The organism is Aquimarina sp. TRL1 (genome assembly GCF_013365535.1).
GTDB classification, from domain to species: domain Bacteria; phylum Bacteroidota; class Bacteroidia; order Flavobacteriales; family Flavobacteriaceae; genus Aquimarina; species Aquimarina hainanensis.
The window spans coordinates 226,360-239,823 of record NZ_CP053590.1; the positions used below are offsets into that span (position 1 = coordinate 226,360).

At 36.6% G+C, this 13,464-nt stretch carries 14 protein-coding genes; all 14 read right to left on the reverse strand.

Going from position 1 to position 13,464, the window contains the following annotated elements; genetic code table 11:
* Nucleotides 1–88: 88 nt before the first annotated feature.
* Nucleotides 89–607 (reverse strand): hypothetical protein, encoded by a 519-nt coding sequence (locus HN014_RS00985; protein ID WP_176027046.1) that lies wholly within the window; start codon nucleotides 605–607, stop codon nucleotides 89–91.
* Nucleotides 591–1,802, reverse strand: a complete 1,212-nt coding sequence (locus tag HN014_RS00990; protein ID WP_176027047.1) for a hypothetical protein — start codon at nucleotides 1,800–1,802, stop codon at nucleotides 591–593. The genes HN014_RS00985 and HN014_RS00990 overlap by 17 nt, the downstream gene beginning before the upstream one ends.
* Entirely contained in the window at nucleotides 1,802–4,021 is a 2,220-nt protein-coding gene (locus HN014_RS00995; protein WP_176027048.1) for a type II secretion system protein GspD, read from the reverse strand. Before HN014_RS00995 ends, HN014_RS00990 begins: the two co-directional genes overlap by 1 nt.
* 112 nt (nucleotides 4,022–4,133) lie before the next feature.
* On the reverse strand, nucleotides 4,134–5,555 hold the full coding sequence (locus HN014_RS01000; protein ID WP_176027049.1) for a GspE/PulE family protein: 1,422 nt from the start codon (nucleotides 5,553–5,555) through the stop codon (nucleotides 4,134–4,136).
* The gene (locus HN014_RS01005; RefSeq protein ID WP_176027050.1) at nucleotides 5,552–6,028 is read right to left on the reverse strand and encodes a prepilin peptidase; all 477 of its coding nucleotides are present in this window, start codon (nucleotides 6,026–6,028) and stop codon (nucleotides 5,552–5,554) included. The genes HN014_RS01000 and HN014_RS01005 overlap by 4 nt, the downstream gene beginning before the upstream one ends.
* Before the next feature lie 3 nt (nucleotides 6,029–6,031).
* A complete protein-coding gene (locus HN014_RS01010) occupies nucleotides 6,032–6,595 on the reverse strand; it encodes a prepilin-type N-terminal cleavage/methylation domain-containing protein (protein WP_368660065.1) in 564 nt (187 codons plus the stop codon).
* 39 nt (nucleotides 6,596–6,634) lie between these two features.
* Nucleotides 6,635–7,765 (reverse strand): type II secretion system F family protein, encoded by a 1,131-nt coding sequence (locus HN014_RS01015; RefSeq protein ID WP_176027051.1) that lies wholly within the window; start codon nucleotides 7,763–7,765, stop codon nucleotides 6,635–6,637.
* Nucleotides 7,755–8,237 (reverse strand): type II secretion system protein J, encoded by a 483-nt coding sequence (locus HN014_RS01020; protein WP_176027052.1) that lies wholly within the window; start codon nucleotides 8,235–8,237, stop codon nucleotides 7,755–7,757. The genes HN014_RS01015 and HN014_RS01020 overlap by 11 nt, the downstream gene beginning before the upstream one ends.
* Entirely contained in the window at nucleotides 8,234–8,548 is a 315-nt protein-coding gene (locus tag HN014_RS01025; RefSeq protein ID WP_176027053.1) for a hypothetical protein, read from the reverse strand. Before HN014_RS01025 ends, HN014_RS01020 begins: the two co-directional genes overlap by 4 nt.
* A complete protein-coding gene (locus HN014_RS01030; RefSeq protein ID WP_176027054.1) occupies nucleotides 8,536–9,813 on the reverse strand; it encodes a hypothetical protein in 1,278 nt (425 codons plus the stop codon). Before HN014_RS01030 ends, HN014_RS01025 begins: the two co-directional genes overlap by 13 nt.
* 4 nt (nucleotides 9,814–9,817) lie before the next feature.
* Nucleotides 9,818–10,288: a hypothetical protein gene (locus HN014_RS01035; protein WP_176027055.1), complete on the reverse strand. Its 471-nt coding sequence runs from the start codon at nucleotides 10,286–10,288 to the stop codon at nucleotides 9,818–9,820.
* A gap of 8 nt (nucleotides 10,289–10,296) precedes the next feature.
* Entirely contained in the window at nucleotides 10,297–11,229 is a 933-nt protein-coding gene (locus tag HN014_RS01040; RefSeq protein ID WP_176027056.1) for a hypothetical protein, read from the reverse strand.
* A gap of 7 nt (nucleotides 11,230–11,236) precedes the next feature.
* On the reverse strand, nucleotides 11,237–11,902 hold the full coding sequence (locus tag HN014_RS01045) for a hypothetical protein (RefSeq protein WP_176027057.1): 666 nt from the start codon (nucleotides 11,900–11,902) through the stop codon (nucleotides 11,237–11,239).
* Between the two features lie 352 nt (nucleotides 11,903–12,254).
* Nucleotides 12,255–13,250 carry a hypothetical protein gene (locus HN014_RS01050; RefSeq protein ID WP_176027058.1) on the reverse strand — a complete coding sequence of 332 codons (996 nt, stop codon included), beginning with the start codon at nucleotides 13,248–13,250 and terminating at the stop codon, nucleotides 12,255–12,257.
* Nucleotides 13,251–13,464 lie beyond the last annotated feature (214 nt).

The following is a 13,464-nucleotide window of genomic DNA, read 5'->3' on the forward strand; positions in this document are numbered from 1 at the left end:
CACAAACACAACCTAACTCTCTCAAAAGCAAATTAATACCCTTCATAATTTTATATAACTCTTACTACAAAAATCTAATAAACGTGTATTAATTAAGTCGTTGCAGCAGTACCTGACATTGTAGGTATTGTTTTCTGGTTCTGTAGTTTTTCTTTTTTATAAATCCGGCTGATACGATGTTTCCATAACTATAACGTTGTTCTAATTGATACAGAATATGCAGTAAGGAACGATAATCTCCTTCTAGTGTAAAATTATAGGTTGTTGTGGTCTTTTTAGATACTTCTTCTGTAAAAATATGAGGCTTCTCAAAAGTAGTGATACGTACCTGCGTACTATCTGACAGGCGATTGAGTGTCGCCAGAAGATTATTCTGTACAGAGTTTCCCGCTACGTTGTTTTTTTCCAGAATCTGATCCAGTTGTTTCTCCTTGGCTGCCAGAGCTGCAAGTTGTGCCGGGGCATTCTGATACTGTATTTTTTGCTCAGTTAGTTTGACCACCTCAGATCGCAGTGCCACGGTTTTGGAAAAACCATATTGATACGCGATATATGCCAGTAGCAATAACCCTGTAATGAGGAGTCTGTTTTTAGTGCGTTGCGTCATCTGTAAGATTTATAATTAGTTCAAAATCTGCGCTATTTTTTTGTTGAACCCCATAGGATATAATGGTAGTTTTTCTTACAAAATCCAAGCCTTCAATTGCAGCAACCCAATTGGTAAAGTCCTGCTTATCAATTGCTGTTCCAGAAACACGGATTTCTCCCTGATCAATATGGATTGGTTTTCCAGGATGTATAGTTTTTCTAAGTGGCTGATACATGCATGTATTAAGCAATACTGTACTGGGAATTCTATAGATAAGTTGATCCATAAAATATGAACTTTTAGAAAAGCCAGTCGCAAGAATACTCTTGACAATTGCTTCTTTATTGGCTACTACTGTTTGTTGCTGTTTGATACTTTCCTGTTGATTCGTATATACTTGCAGGGTTTCCTGCAGGCTCTGCCATTGTTTGTAATTACTGTTAAACACAAAAAAATTGATTAGCAAAGACACTAACAGCACTCCAATTCCATATTGAGCAATTTTTTTGAACGTAGCTACTTCTTGATATACTCTGGTCAGATTTTTATTTCTATCCTCCAGGTTTCCCGTAATGGTAGCTGTTGCTGTAATAGCTCGGATAGCAGTAGCCAGTGGCAAGGTATGTGTACTGGGTACTCTAAGGCTTTCTATCTCATAAGTTTCTACTACAGATGCTTCTTTTTCTGCTACAAATTCCACTTCCTTATTGCGAATACCAACTACTGCTGTTTGTGTATACAGCTGTGTATCCCCGCAATAGGGAGCCAAAACTCCGATATTAGTAACCCCCAAAGAGACATCCTCTATATAAATTCCCTGCACCCGGTACGCTCTAATAAGCTCTTCTACATACGCCTTCCTGCAGATGGCTATATAAGACTGGGTACCTGTTTGTAAAATCTGGTAATAAAAAGCGTCTAGATCCAGATTGGGATAGGTCGCTGCAATAATCTCCGTATCCGTACCTGTCTGAGGGCTTTGTTTTAGTAATACCTCTTCTGTAGTCAGCGTCAGTCGTGCCTTTTTTACAGGGGGAGATACTGTTTTTAATTCCTTGATTGTAGCTACTGTAAACTGTGTCGTAAGATCGATTTCCTCTTTTTTCTGATGGACAACGACTCCCTGAATACATAAAGTCCCTTCCTGATCAGAATGCTCCAAACTGTATATTTTCGTTCCTAACGGGCGATATGACAAAAGACGCGCTATCATTAATAAAAAACAGTCGGTTTAATGATTACATTTAATTTTCTTTTAGAGTCTTCTCGTTTTCGCTTGCTAAAAAACCATTTAATGATGGGGATTTTAGATAAAAAAGGAACTCCAGAGCCTGAATTATTTTTAATTTTTCGTTCGATTCCTCCCAGAATAGCCACATCATTAGTGCGCATCCTCATAATAGAAGAAAAACGCCTGCTATTGATATCCGGTGGAGCGTCTTCTGCAATTCGCTCTCCGCTAAAATTAGATTGAATCACCTGAATATCAAGTGTAATCTGACCATCTCCAGAAACAAAAGGTTTAAATTCCAATGCCAGTTCTGCATCAATAGGTTGGTAATTCACTACCTGAGAGGTCTGTGGAATTTGTGATCCAAAAAAGTTTTGATTCGTAACAGCATAATAGGTAGTTTGTCCACTAGACAGGTATGCTTTATGTCCATTAAGCGTACTTAATTTTGGTGTCGATAGGATCTTCAGATTTCCATTGGTTTCCATCGCCTTGATATCCATATAGAAATTAGGAACAACATTCCCCAGATTAAGCGATCCAAAACCATCAAAACCACCTATAATACGGTTAATTGTTTTAGCCCCCAAAGTAATATTAGCGTCCGGAAAAGAAACCCCTTCGGTTGCTACCGGTTCTTTCCCGATTCCAAATTCTACTCCGGTTTCAATGGTCGCACTTCTGCTTACTTCCAATATCATGACTTCTATCAGGATCAAAGGAACCGGTTTATCTATATAGGTTACAAATTTTTTGAAATTTTCTATTCGGGCACCAGGACCGCTTACAATAAAACTATTGAGTTCGGTATCAACCTTGATATCTAGTCCCCTGGTCACACTCTGTGGAAATAGCGAATGAATATTTCCTACCTGACTGGCAGTGCCTGCACTGCTTGTTCTGGAGTTATACGAATTGGTATTTCGTGTATTTTGAAACCCGGAGTTTCCGGAATTTCCTCCTATATAATTGGTACCACCCGATACAAAATTCGAACTTCTCAGACTCCCCGAATTAAATCCGGCAGCGGGAGATGGATCTCCTAACATGGCAATCGAGCGATGCATCATCTGTACCATTTCTATTTTTCGGATTGCGAGCTGATCTTCGGTTCCAAAATAATATATATTCCCTTCTTTCTTAAACGTATATTCTTTGGTGGCTGTGGTTGACCTCCCTGTATTCGCTCCTGAATTCGTATTATTTTGAGCATATGAACTTCCGCTGGTACTATTATTAGAAATCAATGGAGTATCAACTGCACTTCCCTGCTGAAAGATTTTTAGCAGTAATTCATCAAAGGAAATTGCTTCTGTCTTTAATGTTACATTCCCTGCACTCTCTAGTGGGGATGCTATATAAATGTCTAATTTTAAATCTTCTGCCAAGGGAAGAATTACTTCAGAAATTGGTGTGTTTTCCAGATGTACTCTTACCATTTTCCGGACTGTATCTAATATCTGATACCGCTCATTGTTTCGATAATGTCTTGATCTGCTAAATCCGGAAGTTCCCGATCCGTTTTCGGCATTATACACTCCTTCAAACTCATAAAACCCATCTTTGGTTTGTGAAAACTCCAATTGATTGGCTTCTGCTAATTTCCTCAAAGCAACATCAATAGGCACTTTACTAATAAACAGATTGAGATTTTTACTACTAAGTTCTGGTGCATATAAAAGATTCTTTCCTGAAACCTCTGTGATTTTCCGAAATACCTTTGGTAAGGGATCATTAGAAATATCCGTAGACAAGGTATTGCTTAAAGCATCATATGATACCTGTATCTCTTTTTCTGTCGGAGCAATAACCGGAGGGGTATATTTTTTTATGGATAAAATAGTCCCTGTAATCATTATATCTAATTCATATTCTTTTGCCACAAATAGCAAAAGATCATGCACTGTCACATCTGAAAATCCATTGACAATTGAAATTCCGGAGAGCTCCTGAGATACACTGATGTTGATTTTATGTACCTGAGAAATGGCTTTTAAAAAATTAGCCAAAGAGGTACTGGATAAGTTGATATTAACTTTTTCCGTGAGACCGGGAACATCTACGTGCAACAGCTGTAGTTTATTTTCTATACCAGCGATTCTGGCATTGGTCTGATTCATCGTTCCCTGTGGCAACTGTTGTGCATAAGAGATAAGGCTCAAGTGAAGGACACAGCCTAGAAGGAATACAATCTTTTTCATCCGTTTAGCGTTGTTTGTTGAGCCATCAAATGGCAGGACAGCTTGTCCATCTTACTTGTATATCGGGTTATTTGTTTATATTTCATCGTATCAAAACTATCTTATTCTCGTATTACTGTTTTGCTAATAAGGCATATACTTCATCTACAGAAGTAACCCCTTCTCTTACCAATCGAATTGCATTGTCCTCTAAGGTGCTGATATTATGTTCTGACAGATATTCATCAATTTGCAGTTGATTACTTTTTATAGCTTGTTCCAGATCCTTGGTAATTGGTAGTAATTCATAAATTGCTTTCCTTCCTAAATATCCAGTGTGATAACATTGATTACACCCTTGCGCAATATAGTATTTCTTAAGGTCTTTGGGGATATCATAGGTAAGGGGAAAATCCGTAGTTTCAGTATTTTTTTCTTTTTTGCAATGAGGACACAGCTTTCTTACCAGTCGTTGGGCAATACTCATGGTCAAGGTACTGGCTATTAAAAAGGAAGGAACATTCATGTCGATAAGACGAGAAATGGTCGCCCAGGCGGAATTAGTATGAATTGTCGATAACACCAAATGACCTGTTAATGCTGCTTTGATCGCCATATTAGCCGTTTTGTCATCCCGGATCTCTCCTACCATTATAATATCCGGATCTTGTCGTAAAAAAGCACGAAGTGCTGCCGGAAAATCGAACTCTATATCTTCCCTTAGCTGTACCTGATTAATCCCTTCTAATGTATATTCTATAGGATCTTCTATAGTAAGAATATTAGACGTTTCCTTATTTAATTCTTTTAAGGTCGCATATAAGGTTGTTGTCTTTCCTGATCCTGTGGGACCAGAGATCAAAATAATTCCCTGGGGTTGTTTACTGGCTTCCCGGTACTGAAGTAACTCATGGGCAGTGAACCCTAAATCGGTAAGGGAAACCTCTTGTGTATTCCGGTTTAATAAACGCAATACAATCTTTTCTCCGTGCAGGGTAGGCATGGTCGATACCCTAATATCAAATTCTTCTGTTCCCGCTTTAAAAGTAATACGCCCGTCCTGTGCTAATCGCTTTTGAGAAATATCTAATCCGGATTGTATTTTTATTTGATTGATCAGCTGTGGATACTCTTTGTTTGAGATCGTATATTGTTCTTTTAATTTTCCATCCAGACGAAATCGTACCCTACAGAACTTTTCATAGGGTTCCATATGAATATCACTACTTCCAAAATCTTTTGCTGTAGCGATTAGTTTCTGCAAAAAATTGTCCTCGTACTGAAGTTTCTCCTGAGCTGCAGTGGTTGTTTTTCTATAATTCAGGGTAAGGTATGACTGAATAGCCTCCGTCGTTTCTTCTGTAATTTGTATGGCACTATTAAAGATGATAGACAGTTCTTTCTGCAGACTTTTGGGTTGTTTTGAATCAGAAGCAAAAACAAGTGTTGTTCCCTCTTTTTTTATTGGTATAATCCGATAGTGAAAGGCCTGATTGGAAGTAATCAGCTGTTTTAAGTGCACCGGTAGTTTATACGTTGCGGATTCTTGTGTCATATCAGGTATAAGTTAATAAGCCCGCCCACCCAGTTTACCGAAAGAAGTATCAGCAAAAACAAAGAGGCAAAACCAGCAAGTGGCGCAGTGTTTTCAGAAGAGAATCTCTTAACTGCAATCCATAAAATCAGTGAAAAAAATATAGAAAATACAAGTATTACCAAAAATGATATCGTAGGAAACCCAATAGCTACGGCATACAGGAACAGAACATCTCCCAATCCGAATACTTCTTCTAAGAACTTTTTTTTGATAATCAAGACATTATACAGGTATAATATCCCAAGAATGACAGAGACCATAGCAATATTAATCCCTACTGCATTGATAAAATGTATAAAAAGACTATGTTGATAATGAGACCATCCCAGTAATGCAGCCAAAGCGGGAAAGAGAAACCAATATACTTCTCTGGCTTTTATGTCCTGATAACTAATAACTATCAAATGTATCAAAATCAACGCCTTCAGCATTCTTTAATCTTTTATAAGTTGTTTCGGGCTCCCTTTTTCATCAATCTCCCATACATTAAAAACCCCGTCTCCATCAAAATCTACCACAGCAGATGCACGTGCCTTAAAGCCAGACATACTGGCTTCAATGATTTCATAACTGTAATTAGCCGTTCCGCCATTTTTTACTGTTACCGGAGCCTCATAGTTGATTTCATTAAAATCGGAGCTGTACTTAGAGTTTAAGTAACGATATTGGGTCTGCATATTACTGATCGTTTTCAACTGTATTTTTGCTTCCTGTGCCTTTGTTTGCGCAATCAAAGGAAGGAAATTTGGCAGTGCTATCAAGAGGAGAATCCCTATTAATGCCAGAACCAGTAACATTTCCTGAAGATTAAATGCCTTTACAGTATGTATTTTATATCTCATTTTCATATAACTTATAAATGTGACAGAAGCACTCACAAAAATATGTTTTTTTGACCATTCAGAAAGCGTTGCGCTTCCAAAAGAGTCTCTTAATTTCTGTAGTTGCAATACTTTATTGATAGTGATTTGCTTTTTATGTCTGTTATGATGTATCAAAATTATGTCTCGGTTTCTATTGCTTTTTCTATTATTTTTTTATCCTATCACACTACTAAGCCTAAACATTGGCAGATACATCGCTACCAGTATAACTCCTACAATAAGGCCTACTAACAGGGTCAGTATCGGATTTAAAACATTAGCAATAAGCTGAGACTGATGTTTCACCTGTTGATTAAACTGTTCTTTTAATCGTGCGAAAATAAATTCCGTTTGATTGGTTTCTTCTGCTACCCGGATAAGAGCAATCATTTTTTTATCAAAAATGGGATTTTTAGCAAATGCAGCACTCATTTTATCTCCTGTAATGATTGCATTACGAGTGTTTTCCAAACCGTTTTGCAATGGATAGAAATTAATCATATTTTTCACCAGCTCCAGACTGTCTACCATCGGTACTCTTGCCGAGGTTAATAAAGAAAGGGCTTGCGTACATTGTGCCAGGTAAATCTTTCGAAAGTAGGCTCCCAAAATCGGGATTTTTAGCAGAAAAGTACCCCAGGCTTTTCTAAACCAGGGTTGTTTTGCGATATAAGAACTGCCTAAAATCAATACAATACCCCCTCCAATAATATACCCTCCGTAACTACCAATCATATCCGAAAACCGTATGATCATTTTGGTAATTCCGGGGAGTGCTACTTTGTTTTGCTTAAAAATATCTACAAACATGGGAACGACATAACGGAGCATAAACATAATGACAAGAAGAGCAGTGCATAATACAATCACCGGATATGTCAATGCAGAAACGATTTCTCTTTTCAGGTCATTTTTTCGCTTGTAAAAATCAGATAGCTCCTGAGTAATTTGTGCCAACTGCCCTGTCTGTTCCCCTATTCGAATGGCATAATACTCATAGTCCGTAAAGTGTTTGTTTTCTTGTAATATTGTAGAAAAAGATTGCCCTGCTATCAGCGGATCAACAAGGGATTGTAACAATTGTTTCTCCTTTTCTTTTTTTCTGGTCTCCGTTAATAATTCTAATCCACTCTTCAGGTCAATTCCCGATTTTAGAAGCACATGTAACTCTGAATACCATTCTTCTTTTTTCTTATTGTTAAAAGAGCTCCCAAATAAAGTAATCTCTCTGGTCAATACTTCAGAGAGTTCAAAAGAAGTGTTCTTTCGTTCCTGTTGGTTATGTGGTTGTATTTTAATTCCCATAAGCAAAGTGAATCGATGGATCATTATATCTGAAGATAAAGCTGCGGTGTAAATTCGTTGTACGATTAAAATGCAATCGGATTGCATCTATTTCTCCTTCAGCTACGGTCTTTCCCTGAAAATACAGCTGTATACTATCTGTCTGAATAACATAGGTTTTTATATCAGATCGAATACTATCTTTATAGAACTTATAATTTTGTGTAGTCAGAGGACTACGCAATGTCAATTGCTGTTCCAAGGCATTCCAATAGGATGCTGTACAGCTGTGAAAATCAATTGTCAATGCGGTTTCTAATGACTGAATCTCCGTACGGTATTCATAATTGGTTTGAATAGCATACATGTTTTTTTGTACCAGACGAAGAATCATAAACGACAACCCGGTAATAATAGCAGTAATTGCCAATACCACCATAATTTCGGTAAGTGTCATCGCCTGTACTTTATGTTTTCGTATCCACAGACTCATCGGATAATTTCTTTTTTATATAATTTTTCACCTTCTCTTTGAGAAGTAATCACAGTAAGATGTTTTTTTTTCTCTATTGTGATTTCCCACTGTCCAAAATCCTCTATATATGGAATTTTAATCTGATCGTGTATCAGAAAATACTCTAGTTCTTTGATTCGGTTATCAATAGCACTTTTATCTGCACGTATATGATTAGAGAACACTGTATTAAAACTAAGACTCGCAATCATAAATACAATAATGATTAACACAGAAGCTGTTAGTGTTTCTATCAAAGTGGCGGCTTTTATTTTCTTTAATACAACCATTTTGCTACTGTTTTTTTAGTATCTGCCATCGGTAGCCCTGCATAATCCGGTATGGGGTTCCGCATAATACGAGCTTCATAAATATGATTGAGGTACAATGACCCTTGCTGATTTGCTATAAATTGCAGCGCATAGAGTCTTCCTTTTAAAACTCCCTGAAAATCAACATTTCCCTGACAATAAATCCCTCCTGTTATAAAGGTTTCCGGCTTGATCAGCATATGTGTTTTTACCCGTTCTTTTTCATGCAGCTTTTTTTTGAGATACAGCAGCACTCCTTCAACCTGTACTTTTGAATCAATCACCATATCAATTTGATTGCGTATATCTGCACGAGTGGTTGTTGCTTTTATATGGTTAGTAGCTGAAAGAATGACAGAAGAAGGATATTGCAGGTGACACTTTTTGCCTATCTGAAGCTTTTTAGTTGCCAGTAAGTGCATCCTTCCACGGACTTGTTCTCTTAATTCTATAACCGGAGCTATTAATAACACATCTTGCAATATAGCGCTGGAGTAAACTATAATTTTTGTATCCGATTTAATGATAATATTCCCTGTTATTTCTACAGCTTCCAGGTGAATAGTTTCAGGTGCATATATCCACTTTTGCGGCTGTTCAAAACTATGCTGCATTTTTGGTCGTAATGGAATGATCTCTGAAGTATCTTCCGGAACTTGCGTGGTGAGTGAGCTTATATAGTGCAACCAGCTACTGTCCAGTGTAGGAAGTGTTTTCTTACTTTTTAGCAATCGTCCATCATACAGTTGCCTTCCTTGATAATATTTTCCTCCGATATTCCCTGCTTTGATTCCGTATTCAGAAAGATACAAATTCCCCTCTAATCGCGTATTTCCAATAACTACCAAAGGCGTATTGGATTTCGGAAGATACAGATTGGGAGTTTCAGGAATCAGCCTACTTCCAGATAATGCCGTGCGGATATATTTTTTTTGAGGAAGCTCAGTAACAGCTGTTATTTTTGTCCAGCCTCCGTAAAAGGAATTGCTGATTTTCACTTCTTGATTTTCTATAAAAAAGTGAAGGCTATCCGTCACAGAAGATGGTGATTCTGAAGTGGCAAGAAAATTTCGAATGGCAGTAGCAGGAATGGTTACTCCGTTTATGAGTTCTTTGGATTTAATCGCAAAAAAAGAATGTACATGCGTCAATAAAAGAAAGGCACTTAGCAGCAACGCTACCAATACCGATACCAGTAACGCAAACTGCATTGCCTGTGCTTTTATTTTTATATTTCTTTTCAATTAACTATAAAAGATTAAACTGTTTTGTTTTCCCTTGGTATCGCAATCGTATATAAGTCGCAGTTCCTTTAAGTACTGTTACCGCTGCTTCAGATTGATTTTTTTTGATTAGATATTCTGTACCATTAATTTCTAATAGAAAAACAGCATCTGCGGTATTTTGATTACTTACTCGTCCTTTATACCGAATCGATGGCCATATAATGGGTGGTTTTTGAGATACAACTGAAGGTTTCTTTACTTCTTTTCTTCTAGCTATCTTATACGCTTTGCCTAAAAATGGATCTCTGGAAATCGTATGGATAGAAAAGGGAGCGCGTTCTTTGGTTTTAATCGTTGCCATAGTAATGGTTGTCGGATCTGCTATCACCGGGTCGTCTTCTGAAAAGGCATCAACTACCTGATAGATAATAGCTCCCCAAATAAAAGCTACTACAGGAAATAAAATATACAGTCCTTTTTTTCCTTTTAACATACTAATGCCTAATTGATTGTAAATGTAAACGTATTACTGGCTTCTCCCTGATTCCCCGCCTTATCAAAAGCCTTAACTCTCCAGAAATAGGTAGTACTCGCATCCAGGGGTACTTCTGCGGGACTACCCGCTTGTTCTTTACGAACTAATTGCGTCAATGCTTCATCACTATAGACAAAGAGTGTATCTACTTCCCCGGTTCCGGCAACAGCTTCTCTGGTCCATGAAAAACTCACAGTAGCATCTGATAAAACCGATTCATTAGCAGGGGTTACCAAGACAGGTTTTTTTGGGTTTTTCGTATCTGTAACAATAGATCGTTTGCTATATAGCGTACTTTGTGTACTATTTTCTGCCCGAACCTGCCAAAAGCTTTCTCCTTCTGGAAACGTGAGTTGTATGCTTGTTTCTTCTGTAGTTTGTTCTGCAAGAACCTTATCATTAGTATCCAATATCTGAATTCGATATAAACTTGCTCCATTGACTGATTGCCATTGCATGGCTGTGGCAGTAACATTAGTAATTTTATTATCTACCGGAGTGATCAGCTGTACTTCTCTGGCTGAAAAATCCTCATTCTCTTTTAAAGTAAATCTAGCTTGAGAGAAAGCAGTCTTGGAACCTGAATTCATTCCCTGTACCCGCCATTGATAATCGCTTTTTACTAATGTTGTCCGGTAATTGGTCGTACTCACAGTAGTATCTGTTACAATCTGAGTTGCATTCTCGAAATTAGGTTTTGCGATTTGCAATCGATAAGAAGTTGCCTGATCTACAGCATTCCAGCTAAAGTTAACCGCTGTACTTTCTACCACAGAACTATCTTTGGGAGCAATTAATAAAATGGTTTCTCCCGAGATATCTTCTTCAAATAAAATTTCTTCACAACTGACACACAGAAACAGAAAAGGAAATATTAAAAATAGGATATACTTATTCATAGAAGGTTTATAATTTTAAATAATTTATTTTTTCTGCTGCTTTGCCAGCATCTTTATAGGTGTTTTTCGGGCAAGATCGGTTTTCCTCTGTAAGGCTAAAAATGCTGATTTGATTTTTATCATTTTGTCCCCAGCAGAAATAAGAAAGACTATACCCAAAAATAGTCGCTTTGGAAAAATCAATGGTTTTATAGATTTTTCCTTGTTTCGCTAAGGATAATGTATATTGTTTATATTGACTATTCGTTAAAAATACCGCTTCAGCTTTTGTAATTTCATCTTGTAAAGAAGCGGTTATCACCATAGAAACAGTACTGACAATCCCTGTATTTTTTTGCGTTTTGAGATAAGAAATTGTTTCCTGATTTGCTTCTTTTTGCAATGCTGATATTGCAGTAATATGATCCAGCAAACGAAGTTGAAGAAAAGTGGGTTTATCCGAAATAGAATCCACATAATTAATTACTTCTTGCTCTTTTTTTACCTGCTGAAGATATGCTTTATAAGTTCTGGAAGAAAAGTCCTCAACTTCAACTCCAACTCGAATTGGCGTCTGGTAAACAGGAAGGGCCGTCTCTCTGAAATTAGCCTGGAATACCGTTCCTGAATGTATGCCCAGAACTCCTAAGGCAATAGGAGTGGCATCTGTAGTATGCATCTTTGTTGTACTCACTATGAGCCCCTTACAGGAAACTAATAAAATGACAAAACAGCTAATAGCAATATAGGAGGATTGTTTCATTATTAATACTGGTATTTCAAATAAATAAGTCGTCAAATATAAAAAGAAGCAGGTAAACGATATGAAAAAGTGGTTTATTATTCATTGCAACTACAGAAATTAAAGCTGTTATAATAATTACATCTTATACCTTTTACTACTTAAATCTACTCAGTAAAAACAACAATTACGATTTTGGTATGCAAATCACTTCCTGTAAAAAAACCAGCTACATCGCTGTAACTGGTTCTTCTTATATTTATTTACTTTTATTGCTTACTCATAAATTAGAAAAGGCATCTCTTTAATTTTTCAACAACATTTTCTCTAACCGTTCTATCCTACTCTCTAATTTTTTATTTTTTTGCTTTTGTTCATTAATACGATGTTCTTGCGCTATAGTATAAAGAGTAAGCTCTTCTATTTTTTCTAATAGTCTGGCATTTATTTCTCCTAAATAAATACCATTACGAGCCACTTCCGTAGCTGAAGGAATATTAATTAAATGCCCTTTCTCTTTAATATGTTTTTCTACTTCATCTAGGGTAGGTAAATCATATTCTTTTTCGAATACATAATCAGCCCAATCTGTATGCACTTTTACTTCTGTAGCTTGTATTTTACCATTAACTGATAAACTGTATCCTCCAAAATATTTTCGGGTACCAATATTTAATGATCCTCCATTTCTATGATCAAAAACAAAAACACTAGGTGCTTTGGAATGCCCCATATAAAGACGATCTCCTGTATTTTCAATATCCATTCGCCATAATTCTCCCCCTCTCTCTATACCAAAAGCCGCTCCACCTACAGGATCTTTGATATGTACTCTAAACTTGGGATCTGTCGTTCCTATTCCGATACTTCCTTGTGTAAATACATTTCCAGAATCAAAATGCCAGTCTCCTTTATTTACTATTGTTTCATGTTGACTTACATTCGTTATTACTGTAGGAGTATCCGGAATCGTCACATTAAATGCCCCTTCTTTATTTACTATTGATTTAAAAAATAAATGTCCCCATCCTCCATTAGAATATCCCCAGATTTCGAATACTTTAGTCCCAATCTTTTTCAACATAAATACCGATTGTCTCGTACCTGCTGTAGTACTCTGCCAATCTGCGTTAGTGTCATTTGGTCCTTTTCTAAATCTAAAAACACCATTAGCATTATATTTACTCCAAGTGTTTACATATTGAAGATCAATGGTCATATTAACAGAATTATAACTCCCATTCCCATTAAAATCCAACGTCATTAACTTATACCATTTACTTCCAGATCCTGACCCCAAGCTATATTTTTTTTCATATTGATCCTGCGAGTAAATACTTGAAGTAAAAAGTATAATAAAAAGAATAAAAAAATGTCTCATATGATATTAAATTTAAGGGTCAAAAATAGAAAATTAACTTATATCCTATTAAAATCTGACAACTCTTTTCCCGTAGTTGCAGTAAATATTTTTTTTATTAGAATAGTTAAACACTATGAAAAGTAGTTCTCCT

Coding starts and splice junctions, on each gene's coding strand:
- HN014_RS01000 (WP_176027049.1), bottom strand. CDS start 5,555: ATGACACAAGAATCCGCAACGTATAAACTACCGGTGCACTTAAAACAG.
- HN014_RS00985 (WP_176027046.1), bottom strand. CDS start 607: ATGACGCAACGCACTAAAAACAGACTCCTCATTACAGGGTTATTGCTA.
- HN014_RS01005 (WP_176027050.1), bottom strand. CDS start 6,028: ATGCTGAAGGCGTTGATTTTGATACATTTGATAGTTATTAGTTATCAG.
- HN014_RS01020 (WP_176027052.1), bottom strand. CDS start 8,237: ATGAGTCTGTGGATACGAAAACATAAAGTACAGGCGATGACACTTACC.
- HN014_RS00995 (WP_176027048.1), bottom strand. CDS start 4,021: ATGAAAAAGATTGTATTCCTTCTAGGCTGTGTCCTTCACTTGAGCCTT.
- HN014_RS01025 (WP_176027053.1), bottom strand. CDS start 8,548: ATGGTTGTATTAAAGAAAATAAAAGCCGCCACTTTGATAGAAACACTA.
- HN014_RS01035 (WP_176027055.1), bottom strand. CDS start 10,288: ATGTTAAAAGGAAAAAAAGGACTGTATATTTTATTTCCTGTAGTAGCT.
- HN014_RS01015 (WP_176027051.1), bottom strand. CDS start 7,765: ATGGGAATTAAAATACAACCACATAACCAACAGGAACGAAAGAACACT.
- HN014_RS01040 (WP_176027056.1), bottom strand. CDS start 11,229: ATGAATAAGTATATCCTATTTTTAATATTTCCTTTTCTGTTTCTGTGT.
- HN014_RS00990 (WP_176027047.1), bottom strand. CDS start 1,802: ATGATAGCGCGTCTTTTGTCATATCGCCCGTTAGGAACGAAAATATAC.